Below are 23,773 nucleotides of genomic sequence, written 5' to 3'. Positions count from 1 at the left end.
AAGGAGAGATCATGGCAACGGATTCGGTCGCGACCGCGACGCGACAGCCGCAGGCCGAACCGGCCTCCCGTCCGGCGGGCAACCGTCGGACGGGAGGTGCCCACCGCCGCGGCAGCAGCCTGCGACGGCGCGAGAACGCGGCGGGGTATCTCTTCCTCTCGCCGTGGCTCATCGGGTTCTTCCTCCTCACGGCGGGACCCATGCTCTTCTCGCTCTACCTCGCGTTCACGAACTACAACATCTTCGCCCCGCCCAAGTGGATCGGCCTCGGCAACTTCGAGCGGATGCTGCAGGACGACGTGTGGTGGGACTCGGTGCGCATCACCCTGCTCTACGTCGTGGTGGGCACCCCGATCAAGCTCGCCGCGGCCCTCGGGGTCGCGATGTTGCTGAACTTCCGCAGCAGGGGCACCGGGTTCTTCCGCTCGGCCTTCTATGCACCCTCGCTCATCGGCGCGAGCGTCAGCATCGCGATCGTGTGGCGGGCGATGTTCTCCACCGGCGGCCCCGTCGACAGCTCGCTGAGCCTGTTCGGCATCGACATCGGCGGCTGGGTGGGCGTTCCCGCGCTGATCCTCCCGATGATGATCCTGCTGGCGGTCTGGCAGTTCGGCGCCCCGATGGTCATCTTCCTCGCCGGCCTCAAGCAGGTGCCGCAGGAGCTCTACGAGGCCGCGTCGGTCGACGGCGCGGGCCCGTTCCGCAAGTTCCGCAGCGTCACGCTGCCCATGCTCTCGCCGGTGATCTTCTTCAACCTCCTGCTGGAGATGATCCACGCGTTCCAGATCTTCGCGTCGGCCTACATCATCGGCTCGGGCACGGGCGGACCCGCCGGGGCGACCAACTTCTACACCGTGTACCTCTACACGCGCGCCTTCACGAACAGCCAGATGGGCTACGCGTCGGCCATGGCGTGGGCGCTGCTCCTCGTGGTCGCCGCCATCGCCTTCATCATGTTCCGCACCTCCAACTCGTGGGTGCACTACGCGGGAGACAACCGATGAGCGCCTCCGTCCAGCCCGCGACGGGCCTCGAGACCATCACGGCCGTGCTGCCCAAGGGCGTCACGCCCCCGCGTCGGCGGTTCGGCAAGCGCAAGACGTGGCAGACGGTCGTCTGGGTGATCGCGATGATCGCGCTGACGGCGATCATCCTCTACCCGCTCGCGTGGATGTTCTCGGCGTCGTTCAAGCCCACCGCCGAGTTCGGCGCGAACCAGGGCTTTCTCCCGAACAACCCCACGATCGACAACTACTTCAAGGTGCTCGCGGGCGTCGGCGGGGTGCCGCTGTGGCAGTTCTTCGTGAACTCGTTCGTGCTCGCGATCGGGTCGGTGATCGGCACGGTCATCTCGGCATCCCTCGCGGCGTATGCCTTCGCCCGCGTGAAGTTCGCCGGCAGCGGCGTGTGGTTCGCCGTGATGATCGGGACGCTCCTGCTCCCGTTCCACGTGCTGATCATCCCGCAGTACATGCTGTACCGGAACCTCGACCTCGTCGACACGTTCGTGCCGCTGCTGCTGGGCAAGTTCCTCGCCACCGAGGCGTTCTTCGTCTTCCTCATCGTGCAGTTCATCCGCGCGCTCCCGCGCGACATGGACGAGGCGGCGCGCATCGACGGCTGCGGCCACTGGCGGATCTACTGGTCGATCATCCTGCCGCTGGTCAAGCCCGCGCTCGTGACGGCATCCATCTTCGCGTTCATCTGGAGCTGGAACGACTTCCTCGGGCCGCTGCTGTACCTGAACTCGACGGACATGTACCCGCTGCCGCTCGCTCTCCGGGTGTTCAACGACCAGACCTCCACCTCGGACTACGGGGCGACGGTCGCTGTCTCGGTGCTCGCGCTCCTGCCGATCCTTCTCTTCTTCATCGTCTTCCAGCGGTTCCTCGTGGAGGGCGTGTCGACACAGGGGCTGAAGGGATGAGCCCGCGTCGCGGCCGCGCCTCCCGACCGGGACGCGTCGAGGCCGACGGGAGCGTCCTGCGCTGGCCCGGTGCGGCGCAGCGGTTCGCGCTGTTCGGCGAGGTGCTGTGGATCGGCGCGCTCATGGCGGTCGTGTGCCTCCCGGTGGTGACGTGGCCCGCCGCGATCGCGGCCGGTTCCGCGCACCTGCGCCGCTTCCTCGCGGCCGAGGCCACCCCGGCATCCGGGTTCTTCCGCGATGCCGTGCGCGCTCTCCCGGGCGGCATCGGGGTGGGGGTCGTGACGACGGCGCTCGGGGCGATCATCGCCGTCGACGTCGCACTGACGGCCGAGGGCACGGTGCCGGGTGGGATGCCGGTGGCCGTCGTGGTCGCGACGATCGGCCTCGCGGCGCTCGTGGGAGCGACGATCGCGTCGTCGCTGTGGACCCCGGGCGCGTCGTGGCGCGACCTCGTGAGGATCACCCCTCGCGTCGCCCGGGCGGATCTGTCGGGGACGGCGTATACCGTCGTCGCGCTCGGCCTCGCCGCGACGATCGTGTGGCAGTTCCTGCCCCTCGTCATCCCCGTGCTGGGGCTCCTCGCCTTCGCGCTCGTGTCGATCGGGGAGCGTCGCCTGGTGCGTCTGACGGACGCCGCCGCACGGCGTGACGCCCGCGGCGCCGTGGAGGGCCTGACGTAGCCCGGATTGCACGCCACGGGTTGCGGAAAGCGCATTCCCGATGCCATCATGTGTGAAGCGGAAAGCGCTTACCGACCTTAAGGAACGACCGTGTCAGAGACGACGACCCGACCCACCACCACCTCGGCCCCCGCCGCCGTCGACGCTCCCGCCGTGCGCGAGGTCGGCATCATCATGAACGGCGTCTCGGGACGCATGGGCTACCGTCAGCACCTCGTGCGCTCGATCCTCGCCATTCGCGACCAGGGCGGCATCGAACTGCCCGACGGCACGCGGCTGACGGTCAAGCCTCTCCTCGTCGGGCGCAGCGCCGCCAAGCTCTCCGAGCTCGCCGCTCGCCACGGCATCGAGGACTACACCACCGACCTCGACGCCGCCCTCGCCGACCCGCGCTGGGAGATCTACGCCGACTTCCTCGTCACGAAGGCCCGCTCCTCGGCGCTGCGCAAGGCCATCGCCGCCGGCAAGACCATCTACACCGAGAAGCCCACGGCCGAGACGGTCGCCGAAGCGCTCGAACTCGCCAGGCTCGCGGATGCCGCGGGTGTGAAGACCGGTGTCGTGCACGACAAGCTCTACCTCCCGGGCCTGCAGAAGCTCAAGCGACTCATCGATTCCGGCTTCTTCGGTCGCATCCTCTCGGTGCGCGGCGAGTTCGGCTACTGGGTGTTCGAGGGCGACTGGCAGCCGGCGCAGCGTCCGTCGTGGAACTACCGTGCCGAAGACGGCGGCGGGATCATCGTCGACATGTTCCCGCACTGGAACTACGTGCTGGAGAACCTCTTCGGCGAGGTGAAGAGCGTCTACGCGCAGGCGGCGGTCCACATCGCCGACCGGTGGGATGAGAACGGCGCGCACTACACCGCGACCGCCGAGGACGCCGCCTACGGCGTGTTCGAGCTCGACGGGGGAGTGATCGCGCAGATCAACTCCTCGTGGACCGTGCGCGTCAACCGCGACGAGCTCGTCGAGTTCCACGTCGACGGCACGCACGGCTCGGCCGTCGTCGGCCTGTTCGGGGCGAAGATCCAGCACCGCAACCAGACTCCCAAGCCCGTGTGGAACCCCGACCTCGCTGACGATCACGACTACGACGCCGACTGGGCAGAGGTTCCCACCAACGAGGTGTTCCAGAACGGGTTCCGGCAGCAGTGGGAGGAGTTCCTCCTCTCCTACGCCCTCGGCACCGACTACCCGTTCGACCTGCTGTCCGGCGCGCGCGGCGTGCTGCTGGCCGAGGCCGGTCTGCGTTCGTCGGCCGAGGGTCGCAAGGTCGAGCTGCCCACGCTCAGCCTGGACTGAGCGCGGCCCGAGGACAGCACCATGACCGACCTCCCCCTCCTCTCGCCCGAAGGCGTCATGTCTTCGACCCCGCTCGCCGAGGCGCCCGCGTTCGCCCGGCCGACCGCCGCGCTGCGCACCCGGGTGGCGTACGCCGCGGCGCACGTCGTCCCGAAGCCGCACGCGGACAACACCCCCGGCCGACCGGCCGAGATCGACTGGGATGCCACGCTCGCCTTCCGCCGGCACGTCTACGGGTGGGGGCTCGGCGTGGCCGATGCGATGGACACCGCCCAGCGCAACATGGGGCTGGATGCCGAGGCCACGCGCGAACTGATCGCGCGCTCGGCCGAGGTCGCCCGCGAAGAGGGCGGTTCGGTGGTCGTCGGCGTCAACACCGACCACGTCGACGCGGAACGGCTCACTCGCGCCGAGGTGATCGACGCGTACGTCGCGCAGCTGCACTTCACCGAGGAGCAGGGCGCCGGACCGGTGCTCATGGCATCCCGGCATCTCGCGCGGGTCGCCGAGACCGCCGACGACTACCGCCGCGTCTACCGTGCGGTGCTGCGGGAGGCGACGACCCCCGTCGTGCTGCACTGGCTGGGCACCGCGTTCGACCCGCAGCTGGAGGGCTACTTCGGATCGACCGATTGGCGCGCCGCCGCCGACGTGCTCCTGGAGATCATCGGCGAGAACCCCGACCGGATCGCGGGCGTGAAGATGAGCCTCCTCAACGCCGAATCGGAGGTGTCGGTGCGCGAGCGCCTTCCCGAGAGCGTGCGGATGTTCACGGGTGACGACTTCAACTACGTCGGACTCATCGGGGGTGATGCGCTTCCGCCGGCGGATGCCGCGGGGTCGACGCCGGATGCCGCGGGGTCGGCGTCGGGTGCCGCCCGGGGTCACTCGGATGCGCTGCTGGGCGCGTTCGCGGCGATCACGCCGGTCGCCTCCGCGGCGATCCAGGCGCTCGATGCGGGCGACCCGGAGGGCTACCTGCGCATCCTCGGTCCGACCGAGGACCTCAGCCGTCAGGTGTTCGCCGCGCCGACCTTCTACTACAAGACGGGCGTCGCGTTCCTGTCGTGGCTGAACGGTCACCAGTCCGCCTTTCAGATGGTCGGCGGGTTGCACTCGGCGCGCAGCCTGCCGCACCTGTCGCGCATCGTCGAGCTCGCGAACGCGTCGCAGGCGCTGGAGCGCCCCGAACTCGCCGCGGCGCGCTGGTCGGACCTCCTCCGCCTGAACGGACTCCTGCCGTGACCATGTCCCACATCCGGCGGCCTATGTCCCAGTTTCGGTTGAGCATGTCCCGAATTGGGTCGACCATGTCCCACATTCGGCTGTTCGACCACCCTCAAAGCGACCGAAAGTGGGACATGTCCCCCGGGCACCGGCCCCGAACCGACCGGAAGTGGGACATGCCGCAGCTCCGGCGGCCCGTGTCCCCGTTTCGGCGGCCCATGTCCCGAACTGGGTCGACCATGTCCCACATTCGACTGTTCGACCACCCCCGAAGCGACCGAAAGTGGGACATGTCCCCCGGGCACCGGCCCCGAAGCAACCGGAAGTGGGACATGCGATGACGGCCCCGGATCCGCGCCTGTCGATCAACCAGGCCACCATCAAGTACGCCGACCTCGCGACCGCCCTCGCGGTGACTGCCGAGGCCGGGATCGAGGCCATCGGCCTCTGGCGTGAGCCCGTACAGGAGGTCGGCCTCACCACCGCCGCACGCCTGCTGGCCGCGTCGGGACTGCGCTTCACGACGCACTGCCGCGCCGGCTTCTTCACGATGCCCGAGGGCACGGCGCGCCGCGCGGCTATCGACGACAACCGCCGCGCGATCGAGGAGGCGGCCACTCTCGCCGCGGCGGGGGCGCCCGGATCGACGGCGGTGCTCGTGCTCGTCGCGGGCGGACTCCCCGACGGCTCGCGCGACCTCGTTGCGGCGCGCGGACGAGTGCGAGATGCGTTGGAAGAGCTGGTCCCGGATGCCGAGGCCGCCGGTGTCACGCTGGCGATCGAGCCGCTGCATCCGATGTTCGCGTCCGACCGCTGCGTCGTCTCGACCCTCGGTCAGGCCCTCGATCTCGCGGCGGGGCTGCCCGCGCACGCGGTCGGGGCGGCGGTGGACACGTTCCACATCTGGTGGGACCCCGACGTGCTGGCGGCGATCGACCGTGCGGGCCGCGAGGGCCGTATCGCGACCTATCAGGTGTGCGACTGGAAGACGCCGCTCCCGGCCGATGTGCTGCTCAGCCGCCACTACCCCGGCGACGGGATCATCGACTTCGCCTCGCTCACGCGCGCGGTCGTCGCTACCGGCTATGACCGCGACATCGAGGTGGAGATCTTCAACGAGGACATCTGGGCGACCGATCCGGCCGAGGCGGTCCGCCGCACCGCAGAGGGCTTCGCGGCGGCCGTGTCGCCGCACCTAGAATCACGAGCATGACCGACGACGCTCCCGTGACCCTGCGCAGCGGCGCCGTCACCCTCGATGACGTCGCGCGCGAGGCGGGGGTGTCACTGGCGACCGCGTCGCGGGCGCTGAACGGCTCGACGCGCAAGGTCGCGGACTCCTACCGCCTCCGCGTGGAGGCGGCGGCCACGCGCCTCGGTTACACGGCCAACCTCTCGGCGCAGGCGACCGCGCGCGGCACGTCGGCGATCATCGCGCTGCTCGTGGCCGACATCGCCGACCCTTACTTCGGACAGATCGCGTCGGGGGTCGCACGCGGCGCTGACGAGGCAGGTCTCGTCGTCACCGTCGCCATCACGGAACGCGATCCCGAACGCGAGGTGCGGCTCGTGAGGGCCCTTCGCGGCCAGCGCCCGCGTGGGCTGATCCTCGCGGCATCCCGCACGTCGTCGGAGCTCTCGACGGAGCTGGCTGCCGAAGTCGAGCATCTCGCCGCCAGCGGCGGGCGTGTCGTCGCCCTCGGGGCCGGGGTGCCGGGGGTGCGCTCGGTGACGGTGGACAACCGCGGCGGTGCCCGCGAACTGGGCGCAGCGCTCGCGGCCCGCGGCTACCGACAGGCGGTGGTCCTGGCCGCCGCGGAGGGCACCGTGACGAGCGACGAGCGCGTCGGCGGTTTCGTCGCGGGATTCACGGGGGGCGGCGGCGCGGAGCCTCGCGTACTGCGCGGCACGTTCAGTCGCGAGTCGGGGCACGCTCTCATGCGCGACGCGCTCGCCGACGGCGTCGCGCCGGGCACGGTGGTCTTCGGCATCAGCGATGTCGTCGCGATCGGGGCGCTCGCCGCTCTCCGCGAGGCGGGGCGCGCTGTCGGCGACGACGTGGCGCTGGCCGGCTTCGACGACATCCCGACCGGGCGCGACGTGACTCCGGCGCTCACGACGGTGCGCATCCCGCTCGACGAGGTCGGGTATCAGGCTTTCCACGCCGCGACGGATGCCGAGTGGCAGCCGGCCGACGAGACGCTGCGTCTCGAGGTGCTGCTGCGCGAGAGCACGCCGCCCCGGTCATGACCCGCGTCGTCGTCGCCCTCGACAGCTTCAAGGGCTCGATCGGCGCCGCCGCGGCGGTCGATGCCGTCGCGCGCGGCTGGCGAGAGGTGGACCCGGACGCGGTGGTGCGTAGCCGCCCGATGGCCGACGGCGGCGAGGGCACGCTCGACGCGTTCGCCGCCGCCGTTCCCGACGCGACGCGGATGCCCGTGACGGTGCGCGGTCCGCACGGCCGCGATGTCGCGGCATCCTGGCTGCTGCTTCCGGATCGCGAGGGTGCCGGCGCGAGCGAAGGCACCGGCGCGACGGGGGTCGTCGAGCTGGCGTCGACGAGCGGCATCGAGCTGCTCGGTGTCGAGCGCCGCCCGTGGGATGCCGACACGTTCGGCTTCGGGCAGGCGATCGCGGCGGCGCTGGATCACGATGTCGACCGGCTCGTGCTCGGGATCGGCTCGTCGGCCTCCACCGACGGCGGGGTGGGACTGCTCGTCGCGCTCGGCGCCGCGTTCGTCGACGCCGACGGGCGTCCGGTCGCACCCGGCGCGCGCGGGATGGCCGAGGTCGTCGCCGTGGATCTGACCGGGCTGCGCCCGCTGCCGCCGGGCGGCGCGACCGTGCTCACCGACGTCACGAATCCTCTTGTCGGGCCGCAGGGCGCGGCGGCGGTGTTCGGTCCGCAGAAGGGGGTGACCGGCGACGAAGTGCCGGTCGTCGATGCCGCTCTCGCCCGGCTCGCGGGTGCACTGGGTGGTGACCCTGCGGCACCGGGCGCGGGCGCCGCCGGCGGCACGGGGTTCGCGCTCGCCCGGTGGGGGGCGCAGCTGCGGCCCGGCGCCGACGATGTCGCCGCGCTCATCGGGTTGGACGAGGCGCTCGCGGATGCCGACCTCGTCGTCACCGGTGAGGGGTCGTTCGACGGGCAGTCGGCCGCGGGCAAAGTGCCCTCGCTCGTGGCGGCGCGCGCCCGCGCCGCAGGGGTCCCGGTCGCGCTCGTCGCGGGACGGGTCGCCCCCGATGCCGACACGTCCGCCTTCGTCGCCGTCGTGGCGCTGGCCGAGCTCGCGGGGAGCGCCGAGGCATCCTTCGCCGATCCCGCACCCTGGTTGCGCGCCGCCGGCAGGTACCTCGCGTCCCGGTGACTCGCCGCGCCGGGTGGTACGGAGCCGCCGGAGCACTGATCCGCGAGACCGACCTCAGATCGGCAAACGTGGGCGGCAAGGTGCGAGAGATCTGGGGGCTCAGCGCCAGACGTGGGCGCGGAGCAGAGGGATCGAGAGCAGGCGCTCCGCGAGGCTCTCCGGGCCGGCGACGACCGTGACGGCGGTATCAGCGGTCGACGCGAGGACGATAGATCGGTCGGCGGTCCAGAGGTCGCTCAGTTCTACGAACGGGCGTCGTCGACCCGGGACGAACGGCACGCCGCTGCCCCAACGCTGGTCGACGCCGGCAAAACCCGCCTCGGAGAGACGCCCAGAGAAGAGAACGTAGTTCAGCCGGCCGATGTGCCAGGTGCCCGCAGGCTCATCGAACCCGTCGCGGCGGCCGTGGTCATCCTCATGCAGATAGCCGGCGTAGAGGGCGAAGACACAGCTGGCATCGGGCCCCGCCGCTTCCTGCAATGCCACGTCGATCGCCTGCTTCTGGTCTTCAGACGCCTCCGGATCGGTCGGGCCGTCGACGTTCGGCATCTGGAACGGAATGCGCCCATCGGATATCCAACGGGTGCCGGATGGAGGATGACAACCGTCCGTTCGAAGGTGTCTTCCGGGAACGAGATGTCGTTCTCGATCCAAGAAGCGAACCATTCGACCTGCGATCGCGTCGCCTTTTCCACCATGCACGTCCCTCATTTCTCGCCTGCCGTCCGACCAAGATATGCGAGCCACTCACCGCCACCGCTGGACCCTCCAGAGCCCGAGGGGCAGGATGGGCGCATGCCGGAGTCGCCCGAGGTCGAGGTGCTCGCGCGGTTCGTGCGCGAGCGGGCCGTGGGACGCCTCATCGATGCGGTCGAGCTCGACGAGTTCCGTGCCCTGAAGACCCGCGCGCGGCCGCTCGGCGAGCTCGCGGGGCGTGCCGTGACCGACGTCACCCGTCACGGCAAGCACCTCGCGGTCGCCACGGACGGGGCCGTGCTCGTCGTGAGCTTCGGCCGTGCCGGGTGGCTGCGGTGGGAGCCGGCCGGGGAGGCCGCGGCATCCGCGGGTCTGTCGGACACCGTCACCACCGCGCCCGCTCCCACCGAAACCGCTCCCGCTGCCGCGCCGATCGGCCGGCTGACCCTCGATGACGGCGAGGCGTTCGTCCTGACGGATGCCGGAACGTGGCTGTCGTTCGGGCTCTCGGTCGTCGATGACGCGGCCGAGGTGGCGGCGATCGCGAAGCTCGGTCCCGACCCCCTCGACGACGCCTTCGCCCTCACCGACCTGGAGCGGGTCGTGGCGGGTCGCCGCAAGCAGCTGAAGGCGGTGCTGCAGGAGCAGGAGTCGCTCGCCGGCATCGGGAACGCGTACTCCGACGAGATCCTCCACGTCGCGCGGCTGTACCCGCTGCGGCATGCGGGGGATTTGGACGAGGGGGAGCGCGCCCGGCTGTTCGCCGCGATCCGAGAGGTGCTGACGGGGGCGCTCGCCGACCGTTCGGGCGCGCCGATCGCCGAACTGAAGGCGCGGAAGGTCGCGTCGATGCGGGTGCACGGGCGCACGGGCGAGCACTGCCCCGTGTGCGGAGGGCTCGTGGCCGACGTTCCGGGATCGAAGGGCGCGGCGCAGTACTGCCCCGTCTGTCAGCTCGACGGGGAGCACCCGCCCGCCCCCTGACAATGCGGCGCGCCTCAGCGACGCAGGATGACCAGTTCCCGCGTCGACCGTGTCAGCGCGACGTAGCGGTCGACGCCGGCGGTGAGCCCTTCGCCGAATCCGTCGGGATCGAGCAGCACCACCAGATCGAACTCCAATCCCTTCGCGAGCTCGGGTGTCATCGCGCGTACGCGGGACGGCAGTCCTGCGGGCACGGTCGGGCGCAGTCCGATGACGGCGGCGGTGCCGTCGGCTTGCGCGGCGATCCACGCGCGGAGCACCTCATCGAGATCGCTCAGTGCGCCCTCTTTCACCGGGATGCCGGAGCGCCGCACCGACGTGGGGACGTTCGCATCGGGGAGCACCGCGCGGATCGCCGGTTCGGCGACCGTCATGACCTCCTCGGGGGTGCGGTAGTTGACGGTGAGCGCGCACCGCGCGACGCGGTCGAAGCCGACGCGGGCCAGCCGCTCCTCCCAGGTCTCCGCGAACCCCTCGCGCGCCTGGGCGCGGTCGCCGACGACGGTGACGCTCCTGCTCGGGCAGCGGCGCAGCAGCATCCGCCACTGCGCGTCGGTGAGCTCCTGCGCCTCGTCGACGACGATGTGCGCGAAGGGGCCTGCGAGCTCGTCGGGGTGAACCGTCGGGAGCGCCGCCTCGTCGGCGAGGGAGTTCTGCGCGTCCTGACCGCGCAGGAGCGACATGAGCATGAGGTCGCTGTCGTCGGCCGCAATCAGCTCCGCCACGACCCGCTCCCGCACTTCGCGCTCCTCCTCGCGCGCCGCTTCGCGCCGCCGCTGCACGCGCAGCTCCTCCGGGTCTCCGACGCGTCGCCGGGCGGCGTCGAGCACCGGCAGGTCGGCGGTGGTCCACGCGCCGGGCGGATGCCGGTGCACCGCGGCGATCTCTTCGTCGCTCAACCACGGCGCGCAGGCGCGCAGGTAGTCGGGCAAGCGGTAGAGGTCGGACACGACCCGCACGGGATCGAGGATCGGCCACGCGCGGGAGAACGCGCGGCCGAGGTCTTCGTCACGGGCTAGGGCGCGGCGCACCTGCTCGGCGGAGATCTCGTCGTCGTCTGATCCGTGGAGATCGACGAGGAGGTCGAGGAGTTCACCCCACACCTGATCGCGCGCCGTGTTGTGGGGGAGGCTCGCGTCGGCGGCGTCGAACGCCTCTGCCCATTCGGACGCCGTCACCCACACCTCGCCCCACGGTGTCTCCACCACGAGATCGTCGACGGGCGGCCGCTCGTACCCGCGGACCGCCGGCTCGACGGCATCCTCGAACCGTCCCGAGGCCTTCACCCGTGCGGCGACGGGGTCGGTCTCGGCGACCGCCGTCGCACCCTCGGCGACGAGGTCGCGGAGGGTGCACAGGTGCACGCCCTCCTCGCCGAGGCTCGGGAGCACGTCCTCCACGTACGACAGGTAGGCCGCGTGGGGGCCGACGACGAGCACCCCGCCGCGGCCGGCGCCGAGGCGCGGGTCGGCGTACTGCAGATACGCCGCGCGGTGGAGAGCGACGACCGTCTTGCCGGTGCCCGGACCGCCGTCGACGACGAGGGCGCCCCGGGAGGGTGCGCGGATCGCGGCATCCTGGTCGGATTGGATCGTGCCGAGCACATCGCGCATCCGGGGCGACCGCGCGGCGCCGAGGCTCGCGAGGAATGCCGACTGATCGTCGGGGGAGAGGGCGTCGTCGTCGGTGCCGTCGAGGATCTCGTCCCAATAGTCGACGACACGCCCGTGCGCCCAGCGGTAGCGGCGGCGGCTGCGGAGCCGTCGCGGCTGAGCGAGCGTCGCGGCGAAGAAGGGCTCGGCGGCCGGTGTGCGCCAGTCGATCAGGAGCGGCTCGCCGTCGGACGCCGTCACGCCGAAGCGGCCGATGTAGAGCACCGCCCCGTCGACGTCGACGATGCGGCCGAGGCACGCGTCGACGCCGAACCGGTCGAGCACGCGCAGTCGAGCCGTAAGGCGGTGCACCTCGAGGTCGCGTTCGAGCGCCGCCTCCCCGTGGCGGGTCGCGAGGGCGCGCAGTTCGTCGCGGCGCGCCGTGGCGGCCGCACGCTCGGATGCGAGGGCGCCGGCGATGGCGGCGAAGCGGCGGGCGTCGGCGCCGATCCGTTCGGGTGATGATTTGGCGGCGAGGGTGTCGGGCAGGGCGAAGATGTCGGTCAAGGAGGTGGGCTCCGTTCGGCGGCGGCCGACCAGTATGCGCCCCCGACGGGGCCTTGCCGCAAGCCCCCACCCCCGCGATATCCTGGACATGGCAGGCGGCGACGCCTGCCTTTCGTTTTGCCGCCGTACTGCCGCTCCTGCGACTTCCGCTCAGGCGATGTGCGACGTCACGCGAGCAATGCCCCGCAACTGACGGCGCACGTCTCGCGCCAGGCGTCGTCCTCGGCGCCGCCACTCACGAGGACTTCGAGCGTCGACGTGGCCGGCCTCCGAGGGAGAACGTTCGTCGTACTCCCTCGCCCACTCGAGCAGTGCGGTCCGCAGCGCGGGGGTGAGGGGAAGCGTCGCCGGGTCCACGTCTCCTGGGGGTCTGTCGGCGGATCGTTCCCACAGGGGGAAGGCGCCGTAGTCCGCCATGACGTGCACATGCCGCGTCGGTCGCATCGCCTCTCCTCCCTCCCGGTGCGTGGGCATCCGAAGAATTGTATGCCGCACCATTGACGCCAGGCACGCCATGAATGCTGCCCGTCAGTATCTCGTCCGCCTGTCGTCTTTAGTTCAGACGATTGGAGTATTGACGATGGCTAGGGCTCTGTCCTTGAAGGTGCTCGCTTCGGCCCTACTGTGGGTCTCATTGACGCAAGCTCCGCCGGATCACCAGGAGAGTGACGGACACGACTTGCCGGTGGTTCTCTTGGGAGCTTCGGGTGAGCGCCTCGTGCTTGCCCCGGCTCCGCTCACACCGGGAGAGGCGCGCAAAGTCGCATATCTGGACGTCGGCCAGGTGGCCAAACCCGCACAGGTAGACACACTGGCCGGAGGAAACACTTTCCCTCCGCTCGCTCCCACCCCGACGAACTGGAGGGGCTGCGGGCTCTTCGATGACGAAAGCCAGTTCGTCGCTTCGTACACGCGTCTTCGCGTCTCAACAAAGATCCCGCGCGGTTCTGTCGCAACACTCAGCTGCGGCAACGCCAAATACGGTTACCGGCACATCCTGGCGAACCACATGGATGACTGGACCCGGATGGGCAGCCGGGCAGGGGGCGTCCCTTGGAGGGGCATCGCCGGATGGTCTATGGCATGGACTCTCAGAGATCCTGATCAGGCTAGCTCGAGCGGCACACGCTTCTGTTACTCGCGCAAGGTGTTCCTGTATCGAAAATCGGACGGCAAGCTCGTCTTCAGCCAGGATGTTCGTGTGGCGCTCGGGGAGACTGGTCGAATGCTCATCACGGCATACCCATCTACCCGATGCGGTGGCACGAATCTGGTCGACTGACCGATCGCTCCGCTCACCGGCGGTAGGCGTCGGCGACCCAGCGAGCGTAGGCGTCCCACGGAGGGATGCCGCCGGCCACCGCGGCGATGTGAGCCAGCAGTCGAGGGTCGGCGGTGAACCACTCGCCGCCCTCACGGAGGTCGGCGAACTCCCGGTGCCGTTGCTGTTCGAGTGCGCGGTCGCCCGGTTCGAACGCGAGGAGCTCCTCGTGGAGGATCGCCGCGAGACGCTGACGCGGCCGGTGCGACGTGCCGATCTTGATCCGCTCCCGCCAGCGCAGGTAGTAGACGACGTCGACGCGGGGCGGCGGCAGGTCGGGGTCGGGCGCGTCGCCCACCCGCCAGTCGCAGACGGCGCAGTGCCACTGTCCGTCGCGGCGAACGCCCGCGGTCGCGCCGCACAGGAGGCAGCGCTGCGGCAGGGGGTCATCCACTCGGCGAGGTTAGCGCCGGGCGCCGACACGGCATCCGCGGGTCAGCGTCCGTCAGCATCCGTCCGCGTCCGTCGCCGTGCGTGTAGCAGTTCGGTGCCCACGGAGTCAACGGGTGCGCTGACTCTCCTCCGCGCGCCTAGCCTGGACATGCAACATCGGGTGGGATGCGGTAGAGGCGATGTCGTTCGGGTCGCTGTCGACTCCCGCATCTTCCGGAGAGGGCTCCGCCGTACGGGCTTCGGCGGGGCCCTCTCCTGCATTCGGTCCCAGGCCTGCATTCGTCCCTACAGCCTCACGCCATCGTGTCGAGGATCCTCGTCAGGTGCGCGAAGGTCGTGCGGGGGTTCACGAGCGCGAAGCGGGCGTTGGTGCGCCCGCGGTGCCCGCTCGGCGTGACGAACGCGTGCTGGTCGTCGAGGAGCCGCGCCGACCAGGCCTCGTAGTCGGCCTTGTCCCACCCGTCGCGCTCGAACACCACGACCGACAGCTGCGGATGCCGCACGAGGCGGAGACCCGGGCGCCGTTCGATCTCGTCGGCGATCTGCTGTGCGAGGTCGAGGGATGCCGTCACCGCCTCGCGGTACACGCCGGCGCCGTAGGTGGCCAGCGAGAACCACAGCGGGAGGCCCCGGGGGCGCCGCGTGAGGTGAGCGGCGTAGTCGGACGGGCTCCAGTCGCTCTTCTCGGTGAGGGTGTCGAGGTACTCCGCGTGCTGCGTGTGGGCGCGTCGCCCGAGCTCGGGGTCGCGGTAGAGCAGGGCGCACGCGTCGAAGGGCGCGAAGAGCCACTTGTGCGGGTCGACGACGAGCGAGTCCGCGTGCTCGACGCCGGCGAACAGCGGTCGCGCCCGCGGCGACAGCATGGCCGCCAGGCCGTAAGCGCCGTCGACGTGCAGCCAGAAGTCGTACCGCTCCTTGAGCGCCGCTATGCCGGCGAGGTCGTCGACGATCCCGAAGTTGGTCGAACCGGCGGTCGCGACCACCGCGAACACGCTCGCGCCGTACTCCTCCAGGGCCGCGGCCACGGCATCCGCGCGCAGCACCCCGTCGTCGGTGGGAGCCACGGCGACGACCTCGATGTCCATCACGCGTGCCGCTGAGGCGATCGAGGAGTGCGCCTCCGCGCTGCACACGACGCGCCACCGGTCGGGGCGCGGGCGCGTGTCGATCGCGTGGGCGCGCGCGGCGACGAGGGCCGAGAGGTTGCCGAGGGTGCCGCCCTGCACGAACACGCCGCCGGCGCCGTCGGGGAGCCCGAATTCGGAGCCGAGCCAGCGCAGCACTTCGTTCTCGGCGTGCACGGCCCCCGCACCCTCCAACCAGGAGCCGCCGTAGAGGGCGCTCGCCGAGACGACGAGGTCGAACGCCGCGGCGGCTTTCGACGGCGCCGACGGGATGAACGACAGGTACTGCGGGTCGTCGGTCGTGATGCACGCCGGAGCCAGCACGTGCTCGAAGACCGACAGCGCCTTGCGCGCGCCGATCCCGTCCTCGTCGATCGTGCGGCCGGCCAGCCGCGACAGCTCCGGCGCCGACAGCGGCTTGTCCAGCGGCGTCTCACGCGACAGGAGGCGGCGCCGGGAGTAGTCCAGAACGAGGTCGACGATGGTCGCGGCCTCTTCGCTGACCTCGTGCATGCGAGCGGCGTCGGCGGTCATGATGTCTCCGTCTTCAGGGTCGAGAGGGGCAGAGCGGGAGTGCGCGGGGGCGCCACGCGGCGACTCCCGGTCGCCTCGAAGGCGATCGCGAACCGCAGGAGCGCGGTGTCATCGTAGGCGCGCCCGGCGAACGTGAGGCCCACCGGCATCCCGATATCGGGCAGGAGAGCCATCGGGACGGTGACCGTCGGGATGCCGAGGTGACGGATGGCGAGATTGCCGTTCGCGATCCACGTGCCGTTGCGCCAGCCCAGGTCGGCGGAGTCGGGGTTCACGTCCATGTCGGCAGGCGCGACGTCGGCGACGGCGGGGAAGACGACGGCGTCGAGCCCGTGCGTGTCGAGCCACTCCTCGAGGTCGATGCGGCGGGTCTCTTCGAGGCCGCGGAGTCCGTCGGCCAGTTCCGGCATGTCGTCGAGCGTGGCACCGGGGTGCGCCCGCACCCACTCGGGGTACTCGGCGATGTCGTCGTCGAATCCCGTGTAGCGGTCGGGGAGGGCGCCCTCGGGGTGCGGGAAGATCGCCCCGCCGTCGACGACGGCGAGCGACGAGAGGGTCGGGTCGCGGTTGGCGGCGAGGAAGTCCTCCCACGCCCACGCCGACAGGTCGACGATCTCCCGACGCAGGTAGGCGGGGGAGACGAGTCCGCGCGTGAGGATCGTGGGGGCACCCGCGCGGTCGCCCTCGTAGTTGCTCACGACCGGGAAGTCGACCTCGACGACCTCGGCGCCGGCCGCCTCCAACGCGGCGCGTGCCGCCCGCCAGAGGGCGAGTACCGTCGGGCGGGTGACGATCGGCTCGCCCGTCGGACCGCCGACGCCGCGCGAACCGGTTCCGGCATCCGGGTCTGCGCCGATGTACATCCGGGGGATGCCGAGGCGCACCCCCCGCAGGTCGGCGTCCGCCGCGAGGGCCGGGTATGACGCGGGCCGCACGGCGGAGGCGGCCGGCAGGGGCACCCACGGCTGCACACGCCAGAAGTCCCCCCGGGTGCGGGGGTCGTCGGCGACGATGACGTCGAGCACCTCCAGGAGGTCGGCCATCGTGCGCGTGTGGGGCACGACGACGTCCATCGTGGGGACGAGCGGCCAGTTGCCCCGCACCGAGATCACGCCGCGGGACGGCGTGTAGGCGCACAGGGCGTTGTGGGATGCCGGTCCCCGCCCGCTCGACCAGGTCTCCTCGCCGAGCCCGAACGCCGCGAAGCTCGCCGCCGTGGCCGTACCCGAGCCGTTGGAGGAGCCCGACGCGAACGGCGCCGCGAGGTACGCCGCGTTGTACGGGCTCTCGGCCCGGCCGTAGAGGCCGCGCTGCATGCCGCCGTTGGCCATCGGGGGCATGTTGGTGAGCCCCAGGCAGATCGCCCCCGCCGCGCGGAGTCGTTCGATCGTGAAGGCGTCGCGCTGGGCGACAAGGTCGGCGAACGCGGGAGACCCGGCCGCCGCCGTCAGCCCGGTGACGAGGTAGCTGTCCTTCGCGGTGTACGGGATGCCGTCGAGCGGGCCGCGGGAGGCGCCGTGCGCCCGGCGGGTGTCGCTGGCGGCGGCTTCCTCCCGTGCTGCGGGGTTGCGCACGACGACGGCTCGCAGCGCGGTGGGCGTGTCGGGGCCGTCGTAGGCGTCGATGCGGGCGAGGTAGGCGTCGACGAGTTCGACGGCCGTGGTCCGCCCGGTCTTCAGCGCGGCCCGGAGGTCGGCGATCGACGCTTCGACGACGTCGATCACGGGGCGACCGCCGGCTGCTGCTGTGTGATGCAGTGGATGCCGCCGCCGCGGGCGAAGAGGGGGCGCGCATCGACCGTGACGACCTCGCGACCGGGGTAGGCGGCGGCGAGGATCTCGACGGCCCGCGCGTCGGCGCGCGGCTCGCCGAACCCGCACGCGATCACCCCGCCGTTGACGACGAGGTGGTTCACGTAGCTCCAGTCGACGAAGCCCTCGCCGTCGCGCAGGGTCTCCGGCGCGGGGAGGTCGATGATCTCGAGACGCCGGCCCGCGGCATCCGTCTGCTCGGCGAGCAGGGCGCGCAGCTCGGACGTCACGACGTGGTCGGGGTGGTCCGGGTCGCGCTGGTCGTGGAGGAGGAGCCGTCCGGGCGAGGCGAGCGTCGCGACGATGTCGACGTGACCGTTGGTGCCGAAGTCGTCGTAGTCGCGGGTGAGGCCGCGGGGCAGCCAGATCGCGGTCGTGGCGCCGATGGTGCGGGCCATCTCGGCCTCGACCCGCGCCCTGTCGGCGAAGGGGTTCCGGCGGGGGTCGAGCTGCACCGTCTCGGTGAGGAGCACGGTGCCCTCGCCGTCGACGTGGATGCCGCCGCCCTCGTTCACGAGGGTCGAGCTCACGAGCTCGGCGCCGGTCGCGGCGGCGACGAGGCGCGCGTGCTCGGCGGACTTCCGCCACGACGCCCACGCCGGGGCGCCCCAGCCGTTGAAGATCCAGTCGACGGCGCCGAGCACGCCGGTCTCGTCCACGACGAACGTGGGTCCGGAGTCGCGCATCCAGAATTCGTCGACTGGCGCGTCCAGGAGTTCGACCTCGCCCGGGAGCATGCGCCGCGCCCGCGCGTGCTCGGCGGGATCGACGACCATCGTCACGGGCTCGAACCGGGCCACGGCGGCGGCGACCTCCGCCCACGTCGCGTAGCCCTCGCTGCGCAGCGCATCGGTGTCGCCGAGGGTCTCGCCCTCGGCGGGGAAGGTCATCCAGGTGCGCTCGTGGGGCGCCGTCTCGGCGGGCATGCGCCAGGCCATGGCATCTCCTCGCGGTTCGGACTACAGTATTGATCAAGCGATCAACAAGGGGAGCGTACCGACCACATGACCGGCCCGTCAACTACACGCCCCCGCGCTGCACGCACGTCTCCCGACGAGCGCCGCACTCAGGTCGCCGAGGCGGCGCGAGCGATCGCGATCGAGGCGGGCCTGGATGCCGTCACGCTCCGCGCCGTCGCCGCCCGCATGGCGGTCGCCCCCGCCCTCGTCGCCCACTACACGCCGCGCATGGACGACCTCGTCGCCGACACCTTCGGCGCGCTCGTGGCGGCCGAGCGGCACGACGTCGCGGCGCTCCTGGACACCGCCGACGAGCCCGCGCGACGCCTCGGCATCCTGCTGGAGACCCTCCTCGACGGCACGCGCGACGACATCACGCTCGTCTGGGTGCAGGCGTGGGCGATGGGAGCGCGCTCGGAGGCGCTGGCCTCACGCGTGCGCGACGAGATGGACGCCTGGCAGACCGCGATCGCGCGCGAGGTGCGCCAGGGCATGGATGCCGGCGTGTTCGATCCGGGCGACGAGGCGGCGATCGCGTGGCACCTGCTCGCGATGATCGACGGGTTGAACGCCCACTCGCTCGTGCGGTGGAACGCGCATCCCGACCGTCGCGCTCTCACGGCACGTGCGGTCGCCGGGCTCCTCGGAGTGAGCCCGGACGACCTCGCGCCGCGTCGTTAGGGCGAGACCTGCAGCTGGAACGAGATGCGGGTACCGCCGTCGATCATGACGGGCGCCGGCAGCGGGATGGTGCGCGAGGACCGGATGCCGTTGGTCTTCACGTAGGAGGCGGTCCTCTCCACGACGTCGCCGCGTGCGTTGGCGTTGAGCGCGGCGATCAGCTCGTCGAAGGACTCGGCCTCCATCACCGGGTCGTCCCACTGCTCGGCCGGCGGCGACACCGTCAGGGTCATCGTCCGCTTCACCGTCGAGGGGACCGTGACCGAGAACGGCACGTACTGCGTGCCGCCGGCGGCGCCAGGAGCGGCCTTCAGCACGGTGCGGAAGTCGTACGTCTTGCCACGGGTCGCCTTCATGACGCTGCCCGGCGAGACGTTCTTCCACGTCCCGGACTGTCGGATCTGCAGCGCCGACACCCGGCCGGCACGATACCCCTCGGCGAAGCGCGTCGTCGCCTTGATGCTCACGATCGTGACGTCGTCGAAGGGGTTGGCCTGCAACTGTGCGATGTCCTCGGAGACGTCCCACCCGACGAGTTCGGACAGCATCTCTCGGCTGGCGTACGTGTTGACGTTGTGGAGCGTGGACACGCGGCCGTTGCGCTCGTACTCGATCCGCCACGACACCTTCGCGGTGCCTTCCCAGGCGTTGTCGAGGGTGCGCAGCACGTCGGATCCGAGCTGGGCTGCGACGGCCGGCGCGAGCACGAGCTCCTCCGAGATGTGGCTGACGGCCGTGCTCGTGTTGCTCCCCGCGATGCTGACCGTGGTGATCGGCACGGTCGGCGCGCCGGCGCCGAGGACCCCGCGGATGCCGGCGAGGCGGTCCTGCACGAGGTGGCCCTTCACCTTGCCGATCGCGCTGACCATCTTGTACGACTGGCCGAGGTCGGGGACGATCCGCGCGGCGGAGGCACCGTGGATGTTCACCGACAGCGCGGAGTTCTGCTCGTTGGGGTGGCCGAAGGCGTAGACGTCGTCGCCGCACACGGCGGTGACCGTGCCGATGCTGGCCGACGCGACCGCGCCGAAGCCGTAGGAGACGGCGATGTTGCCGCCCGTGACGATGGGGTAGTCGGCTCCGTCGTCGGCTCCGCCGCCGATCGCGAGACCGCGCGAGACGACCGGGCGGTACCCGTCGACCTCCTTCGAGAGGCGGCTGGCGACGGCGTCGAGCGTCGCGGCCGTCGTGCCGACGGTCACCCGCACGGGGCGGAGCTGCCGGATCGACGCCGTCGAGGATGCCGTGGGGGCGGGCTCGCCCGCGAGCGTCGCGATCTTCTTCTGCGCCGACAGCGTGAGGCTGCGCGACAGCGGCAGGTCGCCGATCGCCTTCATGTAGGCGGCGGGCGTGACACCGGCGACATTGTCGGCGAGCGAGCTGAAGCCGTACGACACGGCGCCGATGAGGGCGCCGTCGGCGTCGTAGACGGGCGATCCCGACGCGCCGGCCCACACGCCCGCCGCGGGGGTGCCCGCTGCGCCGTCGACCTCCGGGCCGGAGAGTCGCACGAGCAGGAGGTCGCGCGGGTTGCCGTACGCGTCATACCCGAGACCGTTGTCGAGCTTGCCGATGTACTCCCCGGTGAAGGTGGTGGGGGCGGTGCCCTTCACGGTCGACAGCCACGTGACCGCCTGCCCGTCGCTGAGCCCCGAGACGGGCGAGATGGCCAGCTCCTGCCCCGGCACCTCGCAGAACATGTCCGCCGGATCGTCCGCCTGAGCGGGCGCCGCCGTGAGCGCTCCGAGCAGCGCAGCGATGGCCGCGACGGTGGTGGCGGCGCGCAGTCTCGCGCGCGTGGTGCCGATGGTGGTCATGGTGTCTCCTCGATCGTCACTGACAGGAGTATCAGTGGCCTCGCCCCGATACGACGTCGGCGATGCGAGCCAACGGCGATGTCAGCGTACCGCCCCGGCGCTCCTGTCGATCGGCGACACCGTAGGCGGCGTAGAGACCGCGCACGGCGAGCCATCTCACGGGCTCCACCTCCCATCGGCGTGCACGGCGACCGACCCACGGGAGGGCGGCGATGTCGGTCTCGCGGCCGAGGACGAGGTCGGCCAGCGTCCGGCCGGCGAGGTTGGTCGTCGCCACGCCGGTGCCGACATAGCCGCCGGCCCAGCCGAGACCCGTCGCGGGGTCGAGGCCCACGGTCGCCGACCAGTCCCGCGGCACGCCGAGCACTCCCGACCAGGCGTGGTCGATCGGGGCTTCCGCCGCGCGGGGGAAGAACTCGCGCAGGAGCGACGTCAAGGCGCGCACCGTCCGCTCCTGTGTGCCGCCGTCGGTGTCGACGCGCGACCCGTAGCGATAGGGGATGCCGCGGCCGCCGAACGCGATCCGATCGTCGGCGGTGCGCTGGGCGTACATGTACACGTGGGCGAAGTCGCCGAGGGTCGCGGCATCCGCCCACCCGATCTCGTCCCACACCGCCGCGGGAAGCGGGGCGGTGACGATCATCGACGAGTTCATCGGGAGCCACGTGCGGTGCTGGCCGGCGAGCCCTGCCGTGAAGCCCTCGGTCGCGCGGAGCACGTGCGTCGCGCGCACCGTGCCGCGGTCGGTGACGGCCCGTCCCGGCTCGATGCGCGAGACGGTCGTCTCCTCGTGGATCGTCACGCCGAGCCGCTCGACGGCCGCCGCGAGCCCGACGACGAGCTTCGCCGGGTGCACCCGGGCGCAGTGCGGATGCCAGAGTCCACCGAGTGCGCCGTCGACACGCACGTGCGCCGCCGTGCGCCGCGGACCCCAGAGCTCGACATCGGTGTGAGGCCAGGACGCGTCGTCGGCGTGGGCGGCGGTGAGCCGGGCGAGCTGCGCGGGGGTACGGGCGACGTTGAGCTCGCCGCCTTTGCGGATGTCGGCGCCGATGCCCTCCGCGGCGGCGACGCGGATCACCTCGTCGACGGTGTCGTTCATCGCCGCCTGCTGGCGCGCGCCGCCCTGACGGCCGTACTGCGCGCGGCCGCCGGTCACGCTGTTGGTGAGCCAGCCGCCGTTGCGACCCGATGCACCGAACCCGGCGAACCGCTGCTCGAGCACGACGACACGCAGATCGGGCTGGAGCTTCTTCAGGTAGTAGGCCGCCCAGAGGCCGGTGTATCCCGCGCCGACGATGGCGACGTCGGCGTCGCGGTCGCCGGGCAGGGGCGTCCGCGGCGACGGAAGACCGAGCTGCTGCCACCAGAAAGAGACGCCGCCGTTGCCCATCATGCCGCGGGCGTCCTCGCCTTCATCGCCTCGTCGGCGACGTCGAGCGCGCGGTCGATGATGTCGAGCCCGCGGACGAGGTCGTCCTCGGAGATCACGAGCGGCGGAGCGACGTGCACCCGGTTGAAGTGGGTGAAGGGCCAGAGGCCCGCCTTCTTGCACGCGGCGGCGAACGCCGCCATTGGCGCGGCATCCGCTCCGCTCGCGTTGAACGGCACGAGCGGCTCCCGCGTCTCGAGGTCGGCGACGAGCTCGATCGCCCAGAACAGTCCGCGACCGCGCACCTCGCCGACGGACGGATGCCGGGCGGCGATCTCGGCCAGACGCGGAGCGACGACGCGCTCGCCGAGGTCGCGCACCCGCTCCAGGATGCCGTCGCGCGCGAAGACCTCGAACGTGGCGACGCCGGGGGCGCACGCGAGCGGGTGCCCCGAGTAGGTGAGTCCGCCGGGGAAGGCGACGGTGTCGAAGTGCGCCGCGATGGCATCGGAGATGACGACGCCGCCGAGCGGCACGTACCCCGAGTTGACGCCCTTCGCGAAGGCGATGAGGTCGGGGGTCACGTCGAACGCCTGGAAGGCGAACCACTCGCCGATGCGTCCGAAGCCGACCATGACCTCGTCGGCGATGTAGACGATGCCGTACTTGTCGCACAGCGCGCGCACGCCGGGCAGGTATCCCGGCGGGGGGACGAGCACCCCGTTCGTGCCGACCACCGATTCGATGATGATCGCGCCGATCGTGGAGGCGCCCTCCAGGACGATGGTCTGCTCGAGGTGGGCGAGAGCGCGTTCGGCCTCTTCCTCGGGCGAGGTCGAGTGGAACGGCGAACGGTACGCGTACGGCCCGAAGAACTTCGCGACCGAACCGTCGCCCGGCTCGTTCGGCCACCGCCGCGGGTCGCCCGTCAGCGAGATGGCGGTGCTCGTGTTGCCGTGGTAGCTGCGGTACATCGACAGCACCTTGCGCTTGCCCGTGTACAGGCGGGCCATCCGCACGGCGTTCTCGACGGCATCCGCCCCGCCGTTGGTGAAGAACACCTTGTTCATGCCTTCGGGGGCGACCTCGGCGATGCGCCGGGCGAGGTCGCCGCGCACGTCGTTGGCCATCGAGGGCTGGATCGTCGCGAGCCTGCCCGCCTGCCGCTGGATCGCCTCGACGAGGTCAGGGTGCTGGTGCCCGAGGTTGAGGTTCACGAGCTGCGACGAGAAGTCGAGGTACGTGTTGCCCTGGTAGTCCCAGAAGCTCGCCCCCTCGCCGCCCGCCACGGGGAGCGGGTCGATGAGCGCCTGCGCGCTCCACGAGTGGAAGACGTGGCCGCGGTCGTCGGCGCGTACCAGCGCGTCGGCCTCGGGGTCGGTGACGGTCATGATGAGGTCCTCTCCGGGGTGAGCGGG

At 71.4% G+C, this 23,773-nt stretch carries 19 protein-coding genes; 10 read left to right on the top strand and 9 right to left on the bottom strand.

What is annotated here, in order from left to right; all coding sequences use genetic code 11:
* Positions 1-11: 11 nt before the first annotated feature.
* The 8 genes from P0Y48_09670 to P0Y48_09635 all read left to right on the top strand — a co-directional run bounded on the left by P0Y48_09670 (position 12) and on the right by P0Y48_09635 (position 8,504).
* On the top strand, positions 12-1,004 hold the full coding sequence (locus tag P0Y48_09670) for a sugar ABC transporter permease (protein WEK12734.1): 993 nt from the start codon (positions 12-14) through the stop codon (positions 1,002-1,004).
* Positions 1,001-1,927 (top strand): carbohydrate ABC transporter permease, encoded by a 927-nt coding sequence (locus P0Y48_09665; GenBank protein WEK12733.1) that lies wholly within the window; start codon positions 1,001-1,003, stop codon positions 1,925-1,927. The genes P0Y48_09670 and P0Y48_09665 overlap by 4 nt, the downstream gene beginning before the upstream one ends.
* Complete coding sequence (locus P0Y48_09660) at positions 1,924-2,607, top strand: hypothetical protein (protein ID WEK12732.1); 684 nt, start codon at positions 1,924-1,926, stop codon at positions 2,605-2,607. The genes P0Y48_09665 and P0Y48_09660 overlap by 4 nt, the downstream gene beginning before the upstream one ends.
* Before the next feature lie 174 nt (positions 2,608-2,781).
* Positions 2,782-3,909 carry a Gfo/Idh/MocA family oxidoreductase gene (locus tag P0Y48_09655; protein WEK15051.1) on the top strand — a complete coding sequence of 376 codons (1,128 nt, stop codon included), beginning with the start codon at positions 2,782-2,784 and terminating at the stop codon, positions 3,907-3,909.
* A gap of 21 nt (positions 3,910-3,930) precedes the next feature.
* Entirely contained in the window at positions 3,931-5,154 is a 1,224-nt protein-coding gene (locus P0Y48_09650) for a dihydrodipicolinate synthase family protein (GenBank protein WEK12731.1), read from the top strand.
* 319 nt (positions 5,155-5,473) lie between these two features.
* On the top strand, positions 5,474-6,349 hold the full coding sequence (locus P0Y48_09645) for a sugar phosphate isomerase/epimerase (GenBank protein ID WEK12730.1): 876 nt from the start codon (positions 5,474-5,476) through the stop codon (positions 6,347-6,349).
* Positions 6,346-7,386: a LacI family DNA-binding transcriptional regulator gene (locus P0Y48_09640; protein ID WEK12729.1), complete on the top strand. Its 1,041-nt coding sequence runs from the start codon at positions 6,346-6,348 to the stop codon at positions 7,384-7,386. The genes P0Y48_09645 and P0Y48_09640 overlap by 4 nt, the downstream gene beginning before the upstream one ends.
* A complete protein-coding gene (locus tag P0Y48_09635) occupies positions 7,383-8,504 on the top strand; it encodes a glycerate kinase (GenBank protein ID WEK12728.1) in 1,122 nt (373 codons plus the stop codon). Before P0Y48_09640 ends, P0Y48_09635 begins: the two co-directional genes overlap by 4 nt.
* 99 nt (positions 8,505-8,603) lie before the next feature.
* On the opposite strand, the gene P0Y48_09630 is transcribed toward P0Y48_09635, so the two are convergent.
* Complete coding sequence (locus P0Y48_09630; GenBank protein ID WEK12727.1) at positions 8,604-9,053, bottom strand: hypothetical protein; 450 nt, start codon at positions 9,051-9,053, stop codon at positions 8,604-8,606.
* A gap of 246 nt (positions 9,054-9,299) precedes the next feature.
* On the opposite strand from P0Y48_09630, the gene P0Y48_09625 reads away from it, so the two are divergent.
* Positions 9,300-10,184, top strand: a complete 885-nt coding sequence (locus P0Y48_09625) for an Fpg/Nei family DNA glycosylase (GenBank protein WEK12726.1) — start codon at positions 9,300-9,302, stop codon at positions 10,182-10,184.
* A 14-nt stretch (positions 10,185-10,198) separates the two neighbouring features.
* Here P0Y48_09625 and helR read toward each other — a convergent pair whose 3' ends face one another.
* The 5 genes from helR to P0Y48_09600 all read right to left on the bottom strand — a co-directional run bounded on the left by helR (position 10,199) and on the right by P0Y48_09600 (position 18,464).
* On the bottom strand, positions 10,199-12,343 hold the full coding sequence (gene helR, locus P0Y48_09620; GenBank protein WEK12725.1) for an RNA polymerase recycling motor ATPase HelR: 2,145 nt from the start codon (positions 12,341-12,343) through the stop codon (positions 10,199-10,201).
* A gap of 1,295 nt (positions 12,344-13,638) precedes the next feature.
* A complete protein-coding gene (locus P0Y48_09615; GenBank protein WEK12724.1) occupies positions 13,639-14,058 on the bottom strand; it encodes a GIY-YIG nuclease family protein in 420 nt (139 codons plus the stop codon).
* 292 nt (positions 14,059-14,350) lie between these two features.
* Positions 14,351-15,715 carry an aminotransferase class V-fold PLP-dependent enzyme gene (locus P0Y48_09610; protein ID WEK12723.1) on the bottom strand — a complete coding sequence of 455 codons (1,365 nt, stop codon included), beginning with the start codon at positions 15,713-15,715 and terminating at the stop codon, positions 14,351-14,353.
* Positions 15,712-17,439: an amidase gene (locus P0Y48_09605; GenBank protein WEK12722.1), complete on the bottom strand. Its 1,728-nt coding sequence runs from the start codon at positions 17,437-17,439 to the stop codon at positions 15,712-15,714. The genes P0Y48_09610 and P0Y48_09605 overlap by 4 nt, the downstream gene beginning before the upstream one ends.
* The gene (locus tag P0Y48_09600; protein ID WEK12721.1) at positions 17,436-18,464 is read right to left on the bottom strand and encodes an agmatine deiminase family protein; all 1,029 of its coding nucleotides are present in this window, start codon (positions 18,462-18,464) and stop codon (positions 17,436-17,438) included. The genes P0Y48_09605 and P0Y48_09600 overlap by 4 nt, the downstream gene beginning before the upstream one ends.
* Positions 18,465-18,530: 66 nt before the next feature.
* Here P0Y48_09600 and P0Y48_09595 point away from each other — a divergent pair, with 66 nt between their 5' ends.
* Positions 18,531-19,166, top strand: a complete 636-nt coding sequence (locus P0Y48_09595) for a TetR family transcriptional regulator C-terminal domain-containing protein (protein WEK12720.1) — start codon at positions 18,531-18,533, stop codon at positions 19,164-19,166.
* Here P0Y48_09595 and P0Y48_09590 read toward each other — a convergent pair.
* The 3 genes from P0Y48_09590 to P0Y48_09580 are packed head-to-tail and all read right to left on the bottom strand — an operon-like array spanning position 19,163 to position 23,746.
* Positions 19,163-20,983, bottom strand: coding sequence for a hypothetical protein (locus P0Y48_09590; GenBank protein ID WEK12719.1), 1,821 nt, complete (start codon positions 20,981-20,983; stop codon positions 19,163-19,165). The two genes, P0Y48_09595 and P0Y48_09590, sit on opposite strands and share 4 nt — an antisense overlap.
* 31 nt (positions 20,984-21,014) lie before the next feature.
* Entirely contained in the window at positions 21,015-22,376 is a 1,362-nt protein-coding gene (locus tag P0Y48_09585) for an FAD-binding oxidoreductase (protein WEK15050.1), read from the bottom strand.
* Positions 22,376-23,746 carry an aspartate aminotransferase family protein gene (locus P0Y48_09580; protein WEK12718.1) on the bottom strand — a complete coding sequence of 457 codons (1,371 nt, stop codon included), beginning with the start codon at positions 23,744-23,746 and terminating at the stop codon, positions 22,376-22,378. The genes P0Y48_09585 and P0Y48_09580 overlap by 1 nt, the downstream gene beginning before the upstream one ends.
* Positions 23,747-23,773: the final 27 nt, after the last annotated feature.

It is taken from the genome of Candidatus Microbacterium phytovorans, from assembly GCA_029202445.1.
Lineage (GTDB): Bacteria > Actinomycetota > Actinomycetes > Actinomycetales > Microbacteriaceae > Microbacterium > Microbacterium phytovorans.
This window is presented reverse-complemented; position numbering and strand designations above follow the sequence as displayed.

Bases quoted from the DNA above. Each gene is read 5' to 3' on its own strand.
- P0Y48_09670 (WEK12734.1), top strand. From the start codon at position 12: ATGGCAACGGATTCGGTCGCGACCGCGACGCGACAGCCGCAGGCCGAA.
- P0Y48_09665 (WEK12733.1), top strand. From the start codon at position 1,001: ATGAGCGCCTCCGTCCAGCCCGCGACGGGCCTCGAGACCATCACGGCC.
- P0Y48_09660 (WEK12732.1), top strand. From the start codon at position 1,924: ATGAGCCCGCGTCGCGGCCGCGCCTCCCGACCGGGACGCGTCGAGGCC.
- P0Y48_09655 (WEK15051.1), top strand. From the start codon at position 2,782: ATGAACGGCGTCTCGGGACGCATGGGCTACCGTCAGCACCTCGTGCGC.
- P0Y48_09650 (WEK12731.1), top strand. From the start codon at position 3,931: ATGACCGACCTCCCCCTCCTCTCGCCCGAAGGCGTCATGTCTTCGACC.
- P0Y48_09645 (WEK12730.1), top strand. From the start codon at position 5,474: ATGACGGCCCCGGATCCGCGCCTGTCGATCAACCAGGCCACCATCAAG.
- P0Y48_09640 (WEK12729.1), top strand. From the start codon at position 6,346: ATGACCGACGACGCTCCCGTGACCCTGCGCAGCGGCGCCGTCACCCTC.
- P0Y48_09635 (WEK12728.1), top strand. From the start codon at position 7,383: ATGACCCGCGTCGTCGTCGCCCTCGACAGCTTCAAGGGCTCGATCGGC.
- P0Y48_09630 (WEK12727.1), bottom strand. From the start codon at position 9,053: ATGCCGAACGTCGACGGCCCGACCGATCCGGAGGCGTCTGAAGACCAG.
- P0Y48_09625 (WEK12726.1), top strand. From the start codon at position 9,300: ATGCCGGAGTCGCCCGAGGTCGAGGTGCTCGCGCGGTTCGTGCGCGAG.
- P0Y48_09610 (WEK12723.1), bottom strand. From the start codon at position 15,715: ATGACCGCCGACGCCGCTCGCATGCACGAGGTCAGCGAAGAGGCCGCG.
- P0Y48_09600 (WEK12721.1), bottom strand. From the start codon at position 18,464: ATGGCCTGGCGCATGCCCGCCGAGACGGCGCCCCACGAGCGCACCTGG.
- P0Y48_09595 (WEK12720.1), top strand. From the start codon at position 18,531: ATGACCGGCCCGTCAACTACACGCCCCCGCGCTGCACGCACGTCTCCC.
- P0Y48_09590 (WEK12719.1), bottom strand. From the start codon at position 20,983: ATGACCACCATCGGCACCACGCGCGCGAGACTGCGCGCCGCCACCACC.
- P0Y48_09585 (WEK15050.1), bottom strand. From the start codon at position 22,376: ATGGGCAACGGCGGCGTCTCTTTCTGGTGGCAGCAGCTCGGTCTTCCG.
- P0Y48_09580 (WEK12718.1), bottom strand. From the start codon at position 23,746: ATGACCGTCACCGACCCCGAGGCCGACGCGCTGGTACGCGCCGACGAC.